Below are 15,654 nucleotides of genomic sequence, written 5' to 3'. Positions count from 1 at the left end.
CGGCGATGGCCGAGGACGACCCCACCCGCGGGGAGAACCGCCCTCGACCTGCACGAGAGGCCCCTCGGGGCAGCGGTGCCGAGACCGGCTGGGCCGTCACGGGGACGCTGATCTCCGGGCTGATCGTGTGGGGCGGGGCCGGCTGGCTGATCGACCGGTGGCTCGACACGCGTGTGTTCGCGCCGGTCGGCATCGTCCTCGGCACGGTGGTCGCCATCTACCTGGTGGTCGCCAGGTACGGCGCGCTGCCCCCGTCATCAGGGGCGCCGACCATCGGCAAGGACCAGGGCGGACGACGGAGCCGGCCCAGGACGCAGAAGGGACGACGGTGACCTCCAGCGCCCTCGCGCTCGTAGACGTGCTCGCGGTAGAGGACAGCGGCGGCGGGGACGGGTTCCAGGCACCCGGCCTCAGCGAGTTCTACCCCGAGCCGATCGCCGAGTTCTCCCTGCTGGGTGTCGACTTCGCCATCACCCGCATCACCCTCGGCCTGTGGGTCGCCACCCTGGCGATGCTCGTGTTCATGGTCCTGACGGTGCGCAAGCCGCAGATCGTGCCGGGCAAGCTGCAGTTCGTCGGCGAGAGCGGCTACTCCCTCGTCAGGGACGGCATCGCCCGCGACGTCGTCGGCCCCAGGGGTCTGCCCTTCGCGCCCTTCCTGGCCGCGCTGTTCTTCTTCATCCTCGCGAACAACCTGATGGCGATCATCCCGTTCGCGCAGATCTCGCCGATGTCGAAGTTCGCCTTCCCGCTGGTGCTCGCTGCGATCTGCTGGGTCATCTACATCTACATCGGCATCCGCGAGCAGGGCGCCGGCCGCTACTTCAAGGACATCCTGTTCCTGCCGGGCGTGCCCAAGCCGATGTACATCCTGGTGACGCCGATCGAGATCCTGCAGAACTTCGTCGTCCGGCCGTTCACCCTCGCGGTCCGGCTCTTCGCCAACATGTTCGCCGGCCACATGCTGCTGGTCGTCTTCTCCCTCGGCGCGGTCTACCTGTTCAGCCGCGACAACTTCTCGATCGTCTTCGGGCCGATCTCGGCGCTGATGGCGATCGTGATGACCTTCTTCGAGCTGCTGGTCATCTTCCTGCAGGCCTACGTCTTCACCGTGCTGATGGGGACCTACCTCAACGGCTCGATCGAGGCCGAGCACTGACGGCCTGACCGGCACCCTGGACCGCACCACCCGCACGGACCCCCGCCAGCCGCCCGGAGACCCGGGCGACGACACAGGAGGAACACCCCTTCATGGACACTCTCGCTGAGCTGACCGGCAGCATCGGCTCCGTGGGCTACGGCCTCGCCGCGATCGGCCCGGGCATCGGTGTCGGCATCGTGTGGGCCGCCTACATCCAGGCCACCGCCCGCCAGCCCGAGTCGGCCGGCCTCACCCGCACCTACGCCTTCCTCGGGTTCGCGCTCTCCGAGGCGCTCGCACTGATCGGCTTCGTCGTCCCCTTCGTCTTCGGCACCTGATCCGTCCCTCCGGGTACGGGCACCGACACCAGACAGGGACACTGAGACCATGAGCATCCACGCTGCGGAGAGCGCCAACCCGCTCATCCCGCCGCTCGGCGAGATCGTCATCGGCCTGATCGCGTTCGCGATCGTGCTGGTGGTCTTCTTCAAGCTCATCGCGCCGCGCTTCGAGCAGGTCTTCCGGGCACGTCGGGAGGCCATCGAGGGCGGGATCGAGCGCGCCGAGGCGATGCAGGCCGAGGCGAAGGCGGCGCTGGAGCAGTACCGCGCCCAGCTGGCCGAGGCACGGACCGAGGCCGCGCAGATCCGGGACCAGGCGCGCGCCGAGGGGCAGCAGATCCTCGAGGAGCTGCGGGCCCAGGCGCAGGAGGAGTCGGCGCGCATCGTCGCCCGCGGCGAGGAGCAGCTCGCCGCCAACCGCCAGTCGGTGGTCAACGAGCTGCGCGGCCAGATCGGCGCCCTCGCCGTCGACCTGGCCGGCCGCGTGGTGGGGGAGTCCCTCGAGGACGACGCCCGCCGCCGCGGCACCGTGGACCGCTTCCTCGACCAGCTCGACGGCATGGCCGCCGGCGGCCCGTCCGACGGGCGGACCGGCAGCACCGTGTTCGTGCCCGGCGGCGACCGCTGATGGACGCCTCCAGCCGGGAGGCGATCGCGCTCTCGCGCGAGCGCCTGGCGGAGATCACCCGCGGGGCCGCGGCTCCGGGGGTGCTCGCCCTGGCCGAGGAGCTGTTCGCCGTGGCGCGGCTGCTCGAGGGCAACGTGACGCTGCGGCGGGCGCTGTCCGACCCGTCGGGCAAGCCGGCCGACCGGGCCGCTCTGGCCGGCCGCATCCTCGACGGGCGGGTGTCGGAGGCGAGCGTCGACCTCGTCCAGACCGTCGCCCGGCAGCGCTGGTCGCGGCCGCTGGACCTCGTCGAGGCCGTCGAGACCCTCGCCACCGAGGCCTCGCTGGACGCCGCGGAGTCCCGTGGCGAGCTCGAGGGCGTCGAGGACGAGCTGTTCCGGTTCGGCCGGATCGTCGCCGGTGACCGCCAGCTGACCCGGATCCTCTCCGACGACCGCGGTTCCGTGGAGGGCAAGACGGCGCTCCTGGACCGGCTGCTGTCCGGCCGGGTCAGCCCGGTCACCGAGCAGCTGCTGCGGAACTCGCTGACCTCCCGGCACGTGGGTGCGGCGGGGAACCGGGTCGAGCGCCTCTCGGAGGCCGCCTCCGCGCGGCGCGGCCGGTCGGTCGCCCACGTGACGACCGCCCAGCCGCTGACCGCGGCGCAGGAACAGCGGCTGCGGGACGTGCTCGGCCGGATCTACGGGCGGTCGGTCGGCCTGCAGGTGACCGTCGACCCCGACGTCCTCGGTGGCCTGGTCGTCCGGGTCGGCGACGAGGTCATCGACGGCAGCGTCGCGCACCGGCTCGAGGCCGCGGGCCGACGGCTCACCGGCTGACGTCGCGGGTACCCGCTCACCCGAACCACCAGACAGCACCCCAGCACCACCACCCAGCAGGGAAGAGGACGCGAGCCATGGCCGAGCTGACGATCTCCGCGGACGAGATCCGCAGTGCCATCCAGAACTACGTCACCGAGTACTCCCCGGACGTCTCCCGGGAAGAGGTCGGGACCGTCACCGAGGCCGGCGACGGCATCGCCCGTGTCGAGGGCCTGCCCTCGGTCATGACCAACGAGCTGCTCGAGTTCGAGAGCGGCGTCCGCGGCCTGGCCCTCAACCTCGACGTCCGCGAGGTCGGCGTGGTCGTCCTCGGTGACTTCGCCGGCATCGAGGAGGGCCAGCAGGTCCGCCGCACCGGCGAGGTCCTCTCGGTACCGGTCGGTGACGGCTACCTCGGCCGCGTCGTCGACCCGCTGGGCAACCCCATCGACGGCGCCGGCCCCATCGAGACCACCGGCCGCCGCGCCCTCGAGCTGCAGGCGCCCACCGTGGTGCAGCGCCAGTCGGTCAAGGAGCCCCTGCAGACCGGGATCAAGGCCATCGACGCCATGACCCCGATCGGCCGCGGCCAGCGCCAGCTCGTCATCGGTGACCGGCAGACCGGCAAGACCGCCATCGTCACCGACACGATCATCAACCAGCGCGAGGCCTGGGCCACCGGTGACCCGGCGCAGCAGGTCCGCTGCATCTACGTCGCCGTCGGCCAGAAGGGCTCGACGATCGCCGCCATCCGCTCCTCCCTCGAGGAGGCCGGCGCGATGGAGTACACGACCATCGTGGCCGCCCCGGCGTCGGAGTCGGCCGGCTTCAAGTACATCGCCCCCTACACCGGCTCGGCCATCGGTCAGCACTGGATGTACGAGGGCAAGCACGTCCTCATCGTCTTCGACGACCTGTCCAAGCAGGCCGAGGCCTACCGTGCCGTCTCCCTGCTGCTGCGCCGCCCGCCGGGCCGTGAGGCCTACCCCGGCGACGTCTTCTACCTCCACTCCCGCCTGCTGGAGCGCTGCGCGAAGCTCTCCGACGACCTGGGCGCGGGCTCGATGACCGGACTGCCGCTCATCGAGACCAAGGGCAACGACGTGTCGGCCTACATCCCGACCAACGTCATCTCGATCACCGACGGGCAGATCTTCCTCGAGACGGGTCTGTTCAACTCCGGCGTCCGCCCGGCGATCAACGTCGGCATCTCGGTCTCCCGGGTCGGTGGGTCCGCTCAGATCAAGGCGATGCGCTCGGTCGCCGGCCGGCTGCGGCTGGACCTCGCCCAGTACCGCGAGCTCGAGGCCTTCGCCTCGTTCTCGTCGGACCTCGACGCCTCCAGCCGCGCCACCCTGGACCGCGGTCAGCGCCTGGTCGAGCTGCTCAAGCAGGGCCAGTACCAGCCCTACCCGGTCGAGCGCGAGGTGGTCTCCCTGTGGCTGGGCACCACCGGCAAGCTCGACCGCGTCCCGGTCGGTGACGTGCGCCGCTTCGAGTCGGAGTTCCTCGACCACATCGGCCGCAACGAGACCGGGGTCTACGACGAGATCCGCACCTCCAAGCTGCTCGGGGACGACGCGGTGCAGAGCCTCGAGCGGGCGGTCGAGGCCTTCTACGGCACGTTCACGACGTCGGACGGCACCTCGCTTAACGAGCCGGAGGCCGAGGCCATGGACGCGTCCGAGCGTGGCCAGGAGCGCGTCCAGGTCAAGAAGGGCTGACCGGTGGCCGGTTCGCTCCGCGCGCTGCGGCGCCGCATCCGCTCCACCCAGTCGACGAAGAAGATCTTCTCGGCCCAGGAGCTGATCGCCGGCGCCCGCATCGTGCGCGCCCAGGCCCGGGTGGAGGCCTCCAAGCCCTATGCCCGCGAGATCACCCGCGTGCTGTCCGCGCTGGCGTCGTCCGCGTCCCTGGAGCACCCGCTGCTCACCGAGAGGCAGGACGCCCGTCGCGCGGCGGTCCTGGTGATCACCTCCGACCGCGGCTTCGCCGGCTCGTACAACGTCAACGTGCTCCGGCGCACCGAGGAGCTGCTGTCGCTGCTGCGGCAGGAGGGCAAGGAGCCGGTCCTCTACGTCGTCGGCCGCAAGGGGGAGACCTACTACTCCTTCCGTGACCGCCCGATGGAGGACACGTTCACCGGCTTCTCCGAGCAGCCCGGCTACGCCGACGCTCAGGCCGTCGGCAGCGCCCTCATCGACGCGTTCACCGCCGGCCAGGACGACGACGAGGCCGCCGGCACCGACCGCGGGGTGGACGAGCTGCACATCGTCTACACGGAGTTCCGGTCGCTGCTGGCCCAGGTCCCGGTCGCGAAGCGGATGGCCCCGCTGGAGGTCGAGGAGGTCGAGGAGTTCGACTACGAGCGCGAGGACCGCGAGGCCGGCCGCACCGGCGACAGCGGCGTCCCGACCTCCTACGAGTTCGAGCCCTCCGCCGAGGCACTCCTCGACGCGCTGCTGCCCAAGTACGTCACGACCCGCATCTACGCGGCGATGCTCGAGGCGGCGGCCTCGGAGTCGGCGTCGCGTCGGCGGGCGATGAAGTCGGCGTCCGACAACGCCGAGGAGCTGGCGAAGAACCTGTCCCGCCAGGCCAACCAGGCCCGGCAGGCGGAGATCACGCAGGAGATCAGCGAGATCGTCGGCGGCGCCGACGCGCTGGTCTCGGCGGGCGCCGACGACTGACCGACCGTCCCCGCCGCCGCGGTCGGGGACACTGGAACTGCGACACCACCGAAGCCCGAGGGCAGGAGAGCACTCCCCATGACCGTCACCGAGGACCGTCTCAACACCCAGTCGACGCAGGGCACCGGCCGCGTCGTGCGGGTCACGGGGCCGGTCGTCGACGTCGAGTTCCCCCGCGACGCGATGCCGGACCTGTTCAACGCCCTGAAGGTGGAGGTCACCCTCGCCGACCTGGGCAAGACCCTGACCCTCGAGGTCGCCCAGCACCTGGGCGACAACGTGGTCCGCACCATCTCCATGGCACCCACCGACGGCCTGGTCCGCGGTGCCGCCGTCACCGACACCGGCTCCGCCATCTCCGTGCCCGTGGGCGAGGCCGTGACCGGCCACGTCTTCAACGCGCTCGGCGAGTGCCTGGACACCCCGGGCTACGGCGAGGACGCCCTGCACTGGACGATCCACCGCCACGCGCCGCGGTTCGACCAGCTCGAGGGCCGCACCGAGCTCCTCGAGACCGGCATCAAGGTCATCGACCTGCTGACCCCGTACGTGGCCGGCGGGAAGATCGGCCTGTTCGGTGGGGCCGGTGTGGGCAAGACCGTGCTGATCCAGGAGATGATCCGCCGGGTCGCGCAGGAGTTCGGTGGCGTGTCGGTGTTCGCCGGCGTCGGTGAGCGCACCCGTGAGGGCAACGACCTCATCACCGAGATGACCGAGTCCGGCGTCATCAACTCGACCGCGCTCGTCTTCGGCCAGATGGACGAGCCGCCGGGCACCCGGCTGCGGGTGGCGCTCTCGGCGCTGACGATGGCGGAGTACTTCCGCGACGAGCAGAACCAGGACGTGCTGCTCTTCATCGACAACATCTTCCGGTTCACCCAGGCCGGCTCCGAGGTCTCCACGCTGCTCGGCCGCATGCCGTCGGCGGTGGGGTACCAGCCGACCCTGGCCGACGAGATGGGCGAGCTGCAGGAGCGGATCACCTCGACGCGGGGTCACTCGATCACCTCGCTGCAGGCGATCTACGTGCCCGCCGACGACATCACCGACCCGGCGCCGCACACCACCTTCGCCCACCTCGACGCGACGACGGTGCTCTCGCGGCCGATCTCGGAGAAGGGCATCTACCCGGCCGTCGACCCGCTGGACTCCACCAGCCGGATCCTCGACCCGCAGTACGTCGGGCAGGAGCACTACCAGGTCGCCCAGACGGTCAAGCAGATCCTCCAGCGCTACCAGGAGCTGCAGGACATCATCGCGATCCTCGGCATCGACGAGCTCTCCGAGGAGGACAAGGTCACCGTGCAGCGCGCACGGCGGATCGAGCGGTTCCTCTCCCAGAACATGTTCGTGGCCGAGGCGTTCACCGGTCAGCCCGGCTCGTTCGTGCCGCTCTCGGAGACCCTCGAGGCCTTCAAGGCACTCACCGAGGGCAACTACGACCACGTGCCCGAGCAGGCCTTCTTCATGTGCGGCGGCCTCGAGGACCTCGAGCGCAACGCCGAGAAGCTCAAGCGCGGCTGAGGAACGGCCACCCTTCCTCCCACGCCTCGCGCCTCGGCGCGGGCCCCTGGAAGGTGGCCGGTCCAGCACGTCACCGGCGACGGCCGGGTCCCCTCGCGGGGCCCGGCCGTCGTGCTGTCCCGGGCCGGTGGAGGCGTTTGGGTCCCGGCGTCCTCACGGTGCGTCGGGACGCTCCGCGCGCACGGCGCCGGGCGGTTGCCCGCCGGTGTGGGTGGGAAGAGGCGGGTCGGCCGCGCCTCAAGCCGGGGAGCTCCTCTGCCGATCGAGCAGGTGGCGGCCGGAGAGACCGGACGCGGGGCACGGGAGACGACGATGGACTGGCTGGACGGCACGAGCACGGACGGCACGCAGCTGCGGCTGTCGAGTGTCGGCGCACTCGACCCGGGCTGGACCTGGCCGCCGTCGGCACCGGTGCCGCACGTCGACGCCACCCGCTTCGACACCGAGGACTGGGCCCCCGCCTCGACGGTCCGCCACCCGTGGGTGCGGGTCGGGCGCTGGACCCTGCTCTACCGCCGGGCGGCCTGAAGAAGGACCCCGTCCTCCCCGTCCTTCGCAGGCTCAGGGCGGGGCCCGGGACGGGGCCGCCTCCTGCCCCGCTGCTCGCGACCCCGCGGCGGGACCGGCAGGGGGCGCCGCCCGGCCGGGTGAGCGCCGGGTGACCCGCCCCGGACACGCCCGGCCCCGCGGCTAGAGTGAGGACGACCGTCGCCGTGCCCGCCCGGCCGGCGTCCCAGCACCGCTCGTCGGTGGACCCGGAGGAGTGTCGTGGCGACCCTGCAGGTCGAGTTGGTGGCCGTCGAGCGGACGATCTGGTCCGGTGAGGCGAGCATGGTCATCGCCCGCACGACCGAGGGCGAGATCGGCGTCCTGCCGAGCCACGCCCCGCTGCTCGGGGAGCTCGCCCCCGGCGGCGTCGTGACGATCCGCACCGTCGAGGGCGAGGACCTCGTCGTCGCCGCGCACGGTGGCTTCCTCTCGGTGACCCCGCGCGGGGTGTCCATCCTCGCCGAGACCGCCGAGATCTCCACCGAGATCGACGTCGAGCGCGCCCGCGAGGCCCTGCGCCGCGCCGAGGGGGACGGGGACGACCCCGAGGCCCTCGCCGCCGCCCGTCGCGCCCAGTCGCGGTTGCGGGCCGCCGGCCAGGCCGACTGACCCGACCGTCCCACCCGCACGACCCCGCCGGTGACCACCTTCCTGATCGTCCTGGCCGTGACGCTGGTCGTCACGCTGGTGGTCGCCTTCCTGCTCCGCCGCCGCCTGCTGCTCACCGGGCTCGGTGCGGTCACCATGTGGCTGCGGCCCGCCGGCAGCTCCCGCTGGTCGGTGGGGGTGGCTTGGTACGGCGGGGACGCGCTGCTGTGGTACCGCGGCCTGTCCCTCTCGGTCCGCCCGCAGCAGCGGCTGTGTCGCAGCGAGGTGCGCATCGAGAGCCGCAGGGGCGCCGGCCGCGACGACGTGGCCCTGCCCGACGACGTCGTCGTCCTGTCCTGCGCGACCGGCAGCGGCCGCAAGGAGCTCGCCATGGAGCTCTCGACGGTCACCGGGTTCCTGTCCTGGGTGGAGTCGGCGCCCCCGGGACGCTAGTGGCCCCGTCCCGGGGCTCGCGCCGGGCGTGCGAGGCGTGGGGAGGACGGGGTCCTCCCTCAGCTCCGGGCCGCGCGCTGGGCGTGCACGCCGCTGTGCGCGCCGGGCTCCCACAGCACGTCGCCGCCGGGGTTGGCCTCCCGGGCGAGGATGAACAGCAGGTCCGAGAGCCGGTTGAGGTAGCGCGCGGTCTCGGCGTTGGTGCGCTCGCCGTCGGCCTCGAGCAGCGCCCACACGCTGCGCTCGGCCCGCCGGACGACGACGCGGGCCTGGTGCAGCAGCGCGGCCAGCGGCGTCCCGCCGGGGAGGATGAAGCTGGCCAGCGCCGGCAGCGCCTCGTTGTGCTCGTCGCAGGCCGCCTCGAGCCGCTCGGTGTAGGCGGGGGTCACCCGCAGCGGCGGGTACTGCGGATCGGGCACCACGGGGGTGGACAGGTCGGCGCCGACGTCGAAGAGGTCGTTCTGGATGCTGCGGACCAGCCCGGTCAGCTCGGGGGACGGCGCGCCGAGCGCCAGGGCGATGCCGAGCACGCTGTTGGCCTCGTCGACGTCGGCGTAGGCGACCAGCCGCGGGTCGGTCTTGGCCACCCGGCTCATGTCGCCGAGGTGCGTCTGCCCGGCGTCACCGGTCTTCGTGTAGATGCGGGTCAGCCGGACGGTCATGACACCGCAGCCTAGGCGCTGGCCGGGGGTCGTCCGCGTGCCCGCCGTAGGGTGGGCCGGTGCAGTGCTTCGAGGTGACCGGCGGCACGGCCCTGACCGGCCGGGTGCGGGTCACGGGGGCGAAGAACAGCGCCCTCAAGCTCATGGCCGCGGCGTTGCTGGCCTCCGGGCGGACCACCGTCGAGGAGGTCCCCGACATCCTCGACGTCTCGATCATGAGCGAGGTGCTCCGCCGGCTGGGCTGCGGCGTCACCTACGAGCGCTCGGGACAGCCGGGCGGGGGTGGGCGCGTCGTCGTCGACGTCCCCGAGACCCCCGCGACCGAGACCGACTACGACCTCGTCCGCAAGATGCGCGCCTCGATCAGCGTGCTGGGCCCGCTGGTCGCCCGCTGCGGCAGCGCCCGGGTCGCCCTGCCCGGCGGCGACGCCATCGGCTCGCGCGGGCTGGACATGCACATCTCCGGTCTCGAGCGGCTCGGTGCCTCGATCCACAGCGAGCACGGGTTCCTCGTGGCCAGCGCGCCGCGGCTGCGCGGCACCTCGATCTGGCTGGACTTCCCCTCGGTCGGGGCCACCGAGAACCTGCTCATGGCCGCGGTGCTCGCCGAGGGCACGACCGTCATCGACAACGCCGCCCGCGAGCCGGAGATCGTCGACATCTGCTCGATGCTCACCGCGATGGGCGCGCGGATCGACGGCGCGGGCACCTCCACGCTGACCGTCGAGGGCGTCACGCACCTCGAGCCGGTCACCTACTCGACCGTGCCCGACCGGATCGTGGCCGGCACCTGGTGCATCGGCGCGGTGATGACCCGCGGCGACGTCGTCATCGAGCGGGCCGTGCCCGCGCACCTGGCCGTCCCGCTGGACAAGCTGACCAGCGCCGGGGCCACGGTGGAGGTCGTGCCCGACGGCGTCCGGGTGGCGATGGACGACCGGCCGCGGGGGGTCGACGTCGTGACGCTGCCGTTCCCCGGCTTCCCCACCGACCTGCAGCCGATGGCCGTCGCGCTGGCCGCGGTGTCGACCGGCTCGGCGCTCATCACCGAGAACGTGTTCGAGGGCCGGTTCATGTTCGTCAACGAGCTGGTCCGGCTGGGCGCCGACGTCCGCATCGACGGCCACCACGCCGTCGTCCGCGGCCGGGAGCGGCTCTCCAGCGCCCCCGTGCTGGCCACCGACATCCGCGCCGGGGCCGGTCTGGTGCTGGCCGGGCTGGTCAGCGACGGCGTCACCGAGGTGCAGGACGTGCACCACGTCGACCGCGGCTACCCCGACTTCGTGGAGCAGCTGCGCGGTCTCGGTGCCCGGGTCCAGCGGACCTCGCGGCCGGACGAGAGCTAGGCGGCGGGGAAGGAGGCGGCCAGCTCGCGGGCGCGGGCGGCGTCCTCCGGGAAGACGAGGACGTCGGCCCGGTGCGCCGCGGGGAAGCGGACGGTCGAGCGGATGCCGGCGTCGGAGAGCACCGCGCGCAGCGCCAGGGCCGACTCCCTTCGCGACAGGGTGGCCACGCGGGTGAGCAGCCCGTCGTCCGACGGGGCCGGTCGGCGGTGCGCGCGCCCCGTGCCCCCGGTGCCGAAGGCCCACCGCATGAACAGGGTCAGCAGGACCATCACCGCGACCGCGACGACCGGTCCGGCGATGTAGCTGAGGCTGCCCGGCTGGAGCACCCCGTCCCCCTCGGCGACGCCGGTCGGGCCCTGGTCGGCCGGCCGTGCACGACCGAGTGTGCCACTGCGGACGTCCCCCCACCGGGTCTGCTACTCGCCGGTAGCCAAGCCCTACACTCCGCGGGCATGCCGTTCCCTTCATCGCCGAAGGAGCGCGACCGCCCCTGGGTCATGCGCACCTACGCCGGCCACTCCTCGCCGGCCGAGTCCAACGCGCTCTACCGCCGCAACCTGGCGAAGGGGCAGACCGGCCTGTCGGTCGCCTTCGACCTGCCGACCCAGACGGGGTACGACCCCGACGACGAGCTCGCCGTCGGTGAGGTCGGCAAGGTCGGCGTCCCGGTGGCGCACATCGGCGACGTGCGCGCGCTCTTCGACGGCATCCCGCTCGACGAGATGAACACGTCGATGACGATCAACGCGACCGCGATGTGGCTGCTGGCGCTCTACCAGGCCGTCGCCGAGGAGCACGGCCACGACGTCGGCGAGCTGGCCGGGACGACGCAGAACGACATCATCAAGGAGTACCTGTCACGCGGGACGTACGTGTTCCCGCCCGGGCCCTCGATGCGGCTGATCACCGACATGGTCGCCTACACGGTGACGGCGATGCCCCGGTGGAACCCGATCAACATCTGCAGCTACCACCTGCAGGAGGCCGGGGCGACGCCGGTGCAGGAGGTCGCCTACGCGATGAGCACCGCGATCGCCGTCCTGGACTCGGTGCGCGACTCCGGGCAGGTGCCGCCGGAGCGCTTCGGCGAGGTGGTCGCGCGCATCTCCTTCTTCGTCAACGCCGGCGTCCGCTTCGTCGAGGAGATGTGCAAGATGCGGGCGTTCACCCAGCTCTGGGACGAGCTGACCCGCGAGCGCTACGGCGTCGAGGACCCGAAGCTGCGCCGGTTCCGCTACGGCGTGCAGGTCAACTCGCTGGGCCTCACTGAGGCGCAGCCGGAGAACAACGTCCAGCGGATCGTGCTGGAGATGCTCGCGGTCACCCTGTCCCGCGACGCCCGCGCCCGGGCCGTGCAGCTGCCGGCCTGGAACGAGGCGCTGGGCCTGCCGCGGCCGTGGGACCAGCAGTGGTCGCTGCGGCTGCAGCAGGTGCTGGCCTTCGAGACCGACCTGCTGGAGTACGAGGACCTCTTCACCGGGTCGGTCGTCGTCGAGCGCAAGGTCGCCGAGATCGTCGAGGGCGCCCGCGCGGAGATCGCCCGGGTGCAGGAGATGGGTGGGGCGGTCGCGGCCGTCGAGTCCGGGTACATGAAGGGCCAGCTGGTCGCCTCGCTGGCCCGGCGCCGGCGGAGGATGGAGAGCGGGGAGGACGTCGTGGTGGGCGTCAACCGCTTCGACGGCACCGAGCCCAACCCGCTCACCGCCGACCTCGACACCGCGATCATGGTCGTCGACCCGGCCGTCGAGGCGGCCGCCCAGGAGGCCGTCCGCGCGTGGCGCGCCCAGCGCGACCCCGAGCCGGTGCAACGGGCCCTGGCGGCGCTGCGCGAGGCCGCCGGCAGCGACGTCAACCTGGTGCCGGCCACCCTCGACTGTGCCCGTGCGGGCGTGACGACGGGGGAGTGGGCCGGCGTGCTGCGCGAGGTCTTCGGCGAGTACCGCGCCCCGACCGGGGTCGCCGCGGCCACCGGGAGCGGGGAGGCCGACGAGTCGCTGACCGCCGTCCGCGAGCGGGTGCGGGCCACCGGGGACGAGCTGGGCGGGCGGCTGCGCTTCCTGGTCGGCAAGCCGGGCCTCGACGGGCACTCCAACGGCGCCGAGCAAATCGCCGTCCGCGCCCGCGACGCCGGCTTCGAGGTCGTCTACCAGGGCATCCGGCTCACGCCGGCGCAGATCGTCTCGGCCGCCGTCGAGGAGGACGTCGACGTCGTCGGCCTCTCGGTGCTGTCCGGCTCGCACCTGCAGGTGGTGCCGGCGGTCCTGCGGGGGCTGCGCGAGGCGGGCCTGGACGACGTCCCGGTGGTCGTCGGCGGGATCATCCCCGACAGCGACGCCCGGCGGCTGTGCGAGCAGGGGGTGGCCCGCGTCTTCACGCCCAAGGACTTCGGGCTCACCGACATCATGGGCCAGGTCGTCGACGTGGTCCGCGAGGCCCGCGGTCTCGACGACCGGGTGCCGGCCCCGGCCTGAGCCGGGGCGTCAGAGCCGCGGGCCGAAGCGGACGTCGACGCCGGGGGAGAACAGCACGCTGTCCGGCGGGCCGCCGACGCCGGGCAGCCCGGCCGCGGCGAGCAGGTCGCCGTCCCAGGTCAGGAGCTCGGCGCGGTGCAGCGGCCAGGCCGGGTGCTCGTTGGGCCAGTAGCGCGTGCGGCCGAAGGCGGTCTGGTGCAGCCCCCAGCGGCCGGTGAGGAAGCGCTCGAGCGGACCCGGGTCGGCCAGCCGCGGTCCCACCTCGAGCTCGACCCGGCCGCCGGCGCCGCGCGGACCGGGCCAGCGGCGGCGGGAGGTGTAGGTCAGCCGGTCGCCGTCGCGGGCGTACCGCATCCGCGACCACAGGTAGGGCAGCCCCGCGGCGCGGGCGACGAGCACCGGCAGCAGCCGGTCGGCGTCCAGCGAGCGGAACACCACACCGCGGCGGCCCAGCCCGTCGACGGAGTACAGCCGGACGTTGGTCTCGAGGAAGCTGCCCACCCACGGCAGCCCGGGGGAGCCGAGCACGCCGATGCGGCGCATGCGGAAGGGGATCAGCCCCACCCAGGTGCGCCCGTCGTGGACGTCGGGACGGGTGCCCGGCGGCAGCAGCGGCGCGACGAGCGCGGGGTCGGCCGCCCAGTGCAGGAAGGCGACGTCCCGCCAGCCCTGGCTGAACAGCGTCCGCCCGGCGGCGCGCGGCGCGGTGTCGGTGACCTCCTCGGGCGCGGGCTGCACCTCCCCAGCCTCCCAGCTCCGTTGCCGGGGGGAGCCCGGTCGTGGTGAGGTCGCTCACATGACTGCAGAGGGCGCTCCCCGGGTCGAGCGCGACGGTGACGTCGTCCGCATCACCCTGTGCCGGCCGAAGCGGCGCAACGCGCTGTCCCGCGAGCACCTGGGGCAGCTGCTGGCCGCCGTCACCGAGGTGGGGGACTCCGACGCCGCCGGCATCGTGCTGGCCGCCGAGGGGCCGGTCTTCAGCGCCGGGCACGACTTCACCGACGTCCTCGACGCACCGCTGCCGGAGGTGCGCAGCCTGCTGGCGCTGTGCACCGAGCTGATGGAGGCCGTCCAGTCGGTGCCGCAGGTCGTCCTCGCGCGGGTGCACGCCCTGGCCACCGCGGCCGGCTGCCAGCTGGTCGCCTCGTGCGACCTCGCCGTCGCGGCGGAGTCGGCCGGCTTCGCCGCCCCGGGCGGCAAGGGCGGCTGGTTCTGCCACACGCCGATGGTGGCCATCGCCCGCAACGTCGGCCGCAAGCGCGCGATGGAGATGGCGCTGACCGGCGACGTCATCGACGCCCGGACGGCGCTGGACTGGGGCCTGGTCAACCGGGTGGTGCCCGACGCCGGGCTCGACGCCGCCGTCGACGACCTGATGGGCCGGGCGATCCGCGGGTCGCGGGCCAGCAAGGCGTGGGGCAAGCAGACGATGTACGCCCAGCTCGACCGGCCCGAGCGCGACGCCTACGCGACCGCCATCGAGGTCATGGCCGCCGCCAGCCAGATCGACGGCGCCCGCGAGGGGATGCGCTCGTTCCTGGAGAAGCGCCCGCCGGTCTGGACGGACTAGGGGGGAGCCGGGTCACCGGACGGTGAGGTCGGCGCAGCCGCTCTCGTGCGGCAGCACCGGCCGGAACGCCACCGACCAGCGGCTGCCGTCGGCGGCCACCCACGGCGTGAGCGCCTTCGCCGGCGCCGCGGCGGCCAGCACGTCGGCCGCCTGCTGCCCGGTCGCGCTCACGCAGGTCAGGCCCGCACCGAGCGGCGCTCCCGGCAGTGCCGGGCCGGGCCAGGGGAGCTCGGGCTGGGGGAGCTCGGGATCCCCGCCGGGGTGGGGGTGGACGACCGCCGCCACCGTCTGCGGCACGAAGGGCTCCGTCGTCCCGGGCAGGCCGGTCAGCTCGTCGACCAGGTCGCGCAGCCGCCCGCGGCCCTCCTGCTGCTCGGCGGTCAGGGCGTCGTCGGGGGTCTCGGCCAGGGCGTAGACCTCGCGGACGGCGGTGCCCTCGTCGGTGACGAGCGTGAAGCGGGTCGTCGTCGCGTCGGCCAGCGGCGGCTGCCCGAGGTCGCCGGTCTCCGTCACGCCCGCGGCCACCGCCCGGTCGACCAGGTCGCGCACCGTGGCGGCGTCGACCTCCTGCACCTGCACGTTGGGCAGTGCCGGTGCCGGCCAGACCGCGATCCGCGGACCCTGCGTGAGCACGCGACCGTCGCCGTACACGCCGACCAGCGGCAGGCGGGTGGCCAGCTCCTCCGGCGTGGTGAAGCCGCCGGTCTCCGCGACCTGGAGGACCAGGCCGGAGGGCAGCGGCGGCGGACCCGACGCCGACGTCGCGCCGGCGTCCCCGGACCCGCCGGAGCCGCCCCGGGCGCAGGCCGCCAGCGCCAGGAGGAGGACCAGCGCAGCGACGCGGCCCGCGGTCCCCGGCGGAGTGGTCCTCGTCACGGTCCTCCGACGCCC

Annotated in this window: 18 protein-coding genes; 14 read left to right on the top strand and 4 right to left on the bottom strand. The window is 73.3% G+C overall.

The window, feature by feature from the left end; genetic code table 11:
* Nucleotides 1-5: 5 nt before the first annotated feature.
* From JOD57_RS07285 to JOD57_RS07235, 11 genes are all read left to right on the top strand, one after another.
* The gene (locus JOD57_RS07285) at nucleotides 6-332 is read left to right on the top strand and encodes an AtpZ/AtpI family protein (protein ID WP_204691268.1); all 327 of its coding nucleotides are present in this window, start codon (nucleotides 6-8) and stop codon (nucleotides 330-332) included.
* The gene (atpB, locus tag JOD57_RS07280) at nucleotides 329-1,159 is read left to right on the top strand and encodes a F0F1 ATP synthase subunit A (protein WP_204691267.1); all 831 of its coding nucleotides are present in this window, start codon (nucleotides 329-331) and stop codon (nucleotides 1,157-1,159) included. The genes JOD57_RS07285 and atpB overlap by 4 nt, the downstream gene beginning before the upstream one ends.
* Nucleotides 1,160-1,251: 92 nt before the next feature.
* Complete coding sequence (gene atpE / locus JOD57_RS07275) at nucleotides 1,252-1,479, top strand: ATP synthase F0 subunit C (protein WP_204691266.1); 228 nt, start codon at nucleotides 1,252-1,254, stop codon at nucleotides 1,477-1,479.
* A 49-nt stretch (nucleotides 1,480-1,528) separates the two neighbouring features.
* A complete protein-coding gene (locus tag JOD57_RS07270) occupies nucleotides 1,529-2,110 on the top strand; it encodes a F0F1 ATP synthase subunit B (RefSeq protein ID WP_204691265.1) in 582 nt (193 codons plus the stop codon).
* Nucleotides 2,110-2,928, top strand: coding sequence for a F0F1 ATP synthase subunit delta (locus JOD57_RS07265; RefSeq protein ID WP_204691264.1), 819 nt, complete (start codon nucleotides 2,110-2,112; stop codon nucleotides 2,926-2,928). Before JOD57_RS07270 ends, JOD57_RS07265 begins: the two co-directional genes overlap by 1 nt.
* Before the next feature lie 77 nt (nucleotides 2,929-3,005).
* Nucleotides 3,006-4,634 (top strand): F0F1 ATP synthase subunit alpha, encoded by a 1,629-nt coding sequence (atpA, locus tag JOD57_RS07260; RefSeq protein ID WP_204691263.1) that lies wholly within the window; start codon nucleotides 3,006-3,008, stop codon nucleotides 4,632-4,634.
* A gap of 3 nt (nucleotides 4,635-4,637) precedes the next feature.
* Nucleotides 4,638-5,600, top strand: coding sequence for a F0F1 ATP synthase subunit gamma (locus tag JOD57_RS07255; RefSeq protein WP_204691262.1), 963 nt, complete (start codon nucleotides 4,638-4,640; stop codon nucleotides 5,598-5,600).
* 78 nt (nucleotides 5,601-5,678) lie between these two features.
* Nucleotides 5,679-7,124 carry a F0F1 ATP synthase subunit beta gene (gene atpD / locus JOD57_RS07250; protein ID WP_204691261.1) on the top strand — a complete coding sequence of 482 codons (1,446 nt, stop codon included), beginning with the start codon at nucleotides 5,679-5,681 and terminating at the stop codon, nucleotides 7,122-7,124.
* 312 nt (nucleotides 7,125-7,436) lie between these two features.
* Nucleotides 7,437-7,652 (top strand): hypothetical protein, encoded by a 216-nt coding sequence (locus tag JOD57_RS07245; protein WP_204691260.1) that lies wholly within the window; start codon nucleotides 7,437-7,439, stop codon nucleotides 7,650-7,652.
* Between the two features lie 240 nt (nucleotides 7,653-7,892).
* The gene (locus JOD57_RS07240; protein ID WP_204691259.1) at nucleotides 7,893-8,282 is read left to right on the top strand and encodes a F0F1 ATP synthase subunit epsilon; all 390 of its coding nucleotides are present in this window, start codon (nucleotides 7,893-7,895) and stop codon (nucleotides 8,280-8,282) included.
* Nucleotides 8,283-8,312: 30 nt separating this feature from the next.
* Complete coding sequence (locus tag JOD57_RS07235; RefSeq protein WP_204691258.1) at nucleotides 8,313-8,714, top strand: DUF2550 domain-containing protein; 402 nt, start codon at nucleotides 8,313-8,315, stop codon at nucleotides 8,712-8,714.
* Nucleotides 8,715-8,773: 59 nt separating this feature from the next.
* Here JOD57_RS07235 and JOD57_RS07230 read toward each other — a convergent pair whose 3' ends face one another.
* On the bottom strand, nucleotides 8,774-9,376 hold the full coding sequence (locus JOD57_RS07230) for a cob(I)yrinic acid a,c-diamide adenosyltransferase (RefSeq protein ID WP_204691257.1): 603 nt from the start codon (nucleotides 9,374-9,376) through the stop codon (nucleotides 8,774-8,776).
* Between the two features lie 59 nt (nucleotides 9,377-9,435).
* Here JOD57_RS07230 and murA point away from each other — a divergent pair, with 59 nt between their 5' ends.
* Nucleotides 9,436-10,722, top strand: coding sequence for a UDP-N-acetylglucosamine 1-carboxyvinyltransferase (gene murA / locus JOD57_RS07225; RefSeq protein WP_204691256.1), 1,287 nt, complete (start codon nucleotides 9,436-9,438; stop codon nucleotides 10,720-10,722).
* Here the strand turns inward: murA and JOD57_RS07220 are convergent.
* Complete coding sequence (locus JOD57_RS07220) at nucleotides 10,719-11,048, bottom strand: hypothetical protein (protein ID WP_307824538.1); 330 nt, start codon at nucleotides 11,046-11,048, stop codon at nucleotides 10,719-10,721. The two genes, murA and JOD57_RS07220, sit on opposite strands and share 4 nt — an antisense overlap.
* A gap of 126 nt (nucleotides 11,049-11,174) precedes the next feature.
* Between JOD57_RS07220 and JOD57_RS07215 the strand changes: the two genes are divergently transcribed.
* The gene (locus JOD57_RS07215) at nucleotides 11,175-13,193 is read left to right on the top strand and encodes an ethylmalonyl-CoA mutase (protein WP_204691255.1); all 2,019 of its coding nucleotides are present in this window, start codon (nucleotides 11,175-11,177) and stop codon (nucleotides 13,191-13,193) included.
* Between the two features lie 9 nt (nucleotides 13,194-13,202).
* Here the strand turns inward: JOD57_RS07215 and JOD57_RS07210 are convergent, their stop codons facing one another.
* Nucleotides 13,203-13,931 carry a YqjF family protein gene (locus tag JOD57_RS07210; protein WP_204691254.1) on the bottom strand — a complete coding sequence of 243 codons (729 nt, stop codon included), beginning with the start codon at nucleotides 13,929-13,931 and terminating at the stop codon, nucleotides 13,203-13,205.
* 58 nt (nucleotides 13,932-13,989) lie between these two features.
* Here JOD57_RS07210 and JOD57_RS07205 point away from each other — a divergent pair, with 58 nt between their 5' ends.
* Nucleotides 13,990-14,763 (top strand): enoyl-CoA hydratase-related protein, encoded by a 774-nt coding sequence (locus tag JOD57_RS07205; protein WP_204691253.1) that lies wholly within the window; start codon nucleotides 13,990-13,992, stop codon nucleotides 14,761-14,763.
* Between the two features lie 12 nt (nucleotides 14,764-14,775).
* Here JOD57_RS07205 and JOD57_RS07200 read toward each other — a convergent pair whose 3' ends face one another.
* Complete coding sequence (locus JOD57_RS07200; protein ID WP_204691252.1) at nucleotides 14,776-15,639, bottom strand: hypothetical protein; 864 nt, start codon at nucleotides 15,637-15,639, stop codon at nucleotides 14,776-14,778.
* Nucleotides 15,640-15,654: the final 15 nt, after the last annotated feature.

Origin of the sequence: Geodermatophilus bullaregiensis, assembly GCF_016907675.1 — a bacterium.
In the GTDB taxonomy this organism is placed as follows: Bacteria; Actinomycetota; Actinomycetes; order Mycobacteriales; family Geodermatophilaceae; genus Geodermatophilus; species Geodermatophilus bullaregiensis.
This window is presented reverse-complemented; position numbering and strand designations above follow the sequence as displayed.

Coding starts and splice junctions, on each gene's coding strand:
- JOD57_RS07285 (WP_204691268.1), top strand. CDS start 6: ATGGCCGAGGACGACCCCACCCGCGGGGAGAACCGCCCTCGACCTGCA.
- atpE (WP_204691266.1), top strand. CDS start 1,252: ATGGACACTCTCGCTGAGCTGACCGGCAGCATCGGCTCCGTGGGCTAC.
- JOD57_RS07270 (WP_204691265.1), top strand. CDS start 1,529: ATGAGCATCCACGCTGCGGAGAGCGCCAACCCGCTCATCCCGCCGCTC.
- JOD57_RS07265 (WP_204691264.1), top strand. CDS start 2,110: ATGGACGCCTCCAGCCGGGAGGCGATCGCGCTCTCGCGCGAGCGCCTG.
- atpA (WP_204691263.1), top strand. CDS start 3,006: ATGGCCGAGCTGACGATCTCCGCGGACGAGATCCGCAGTGCCATCCAG.
- atpD (WP_204691261.1), top strand. CDS start 5,679: ATGACCGTCACCGAGGACCGTCTCAACACCCAGTCGACGCAGGGCACC.
- JOD57_RS07245 (WP_204691260.1), top strand. CDS start 7,437: ATGGACTGGCTGGACGGCACGAGCACGGACGGCACGCAGCTGCGGCTG.
- JOD57_RS07230 (WP_204691257.1), bottom strand. CDS start 9,376: ATGACCGTCCGGCTGACCCGCATCTACACGAAGACCGGTGACGCCGGG.
- JOD57_RS07215 (WP_204691255.1), top strand. CDS start 11,175: ATGCCGTTCCCTTCATCGCCGAAGGAGCGCGACCGCCCCTGGGTCATG.
- JOD57_RS07205 (WP_204691253.1), top strand. CDS start 13,990: ATGACTGCAGAGGGCGCTCCCCGGGTCGAGCGCGACGGTGACGTCGTC.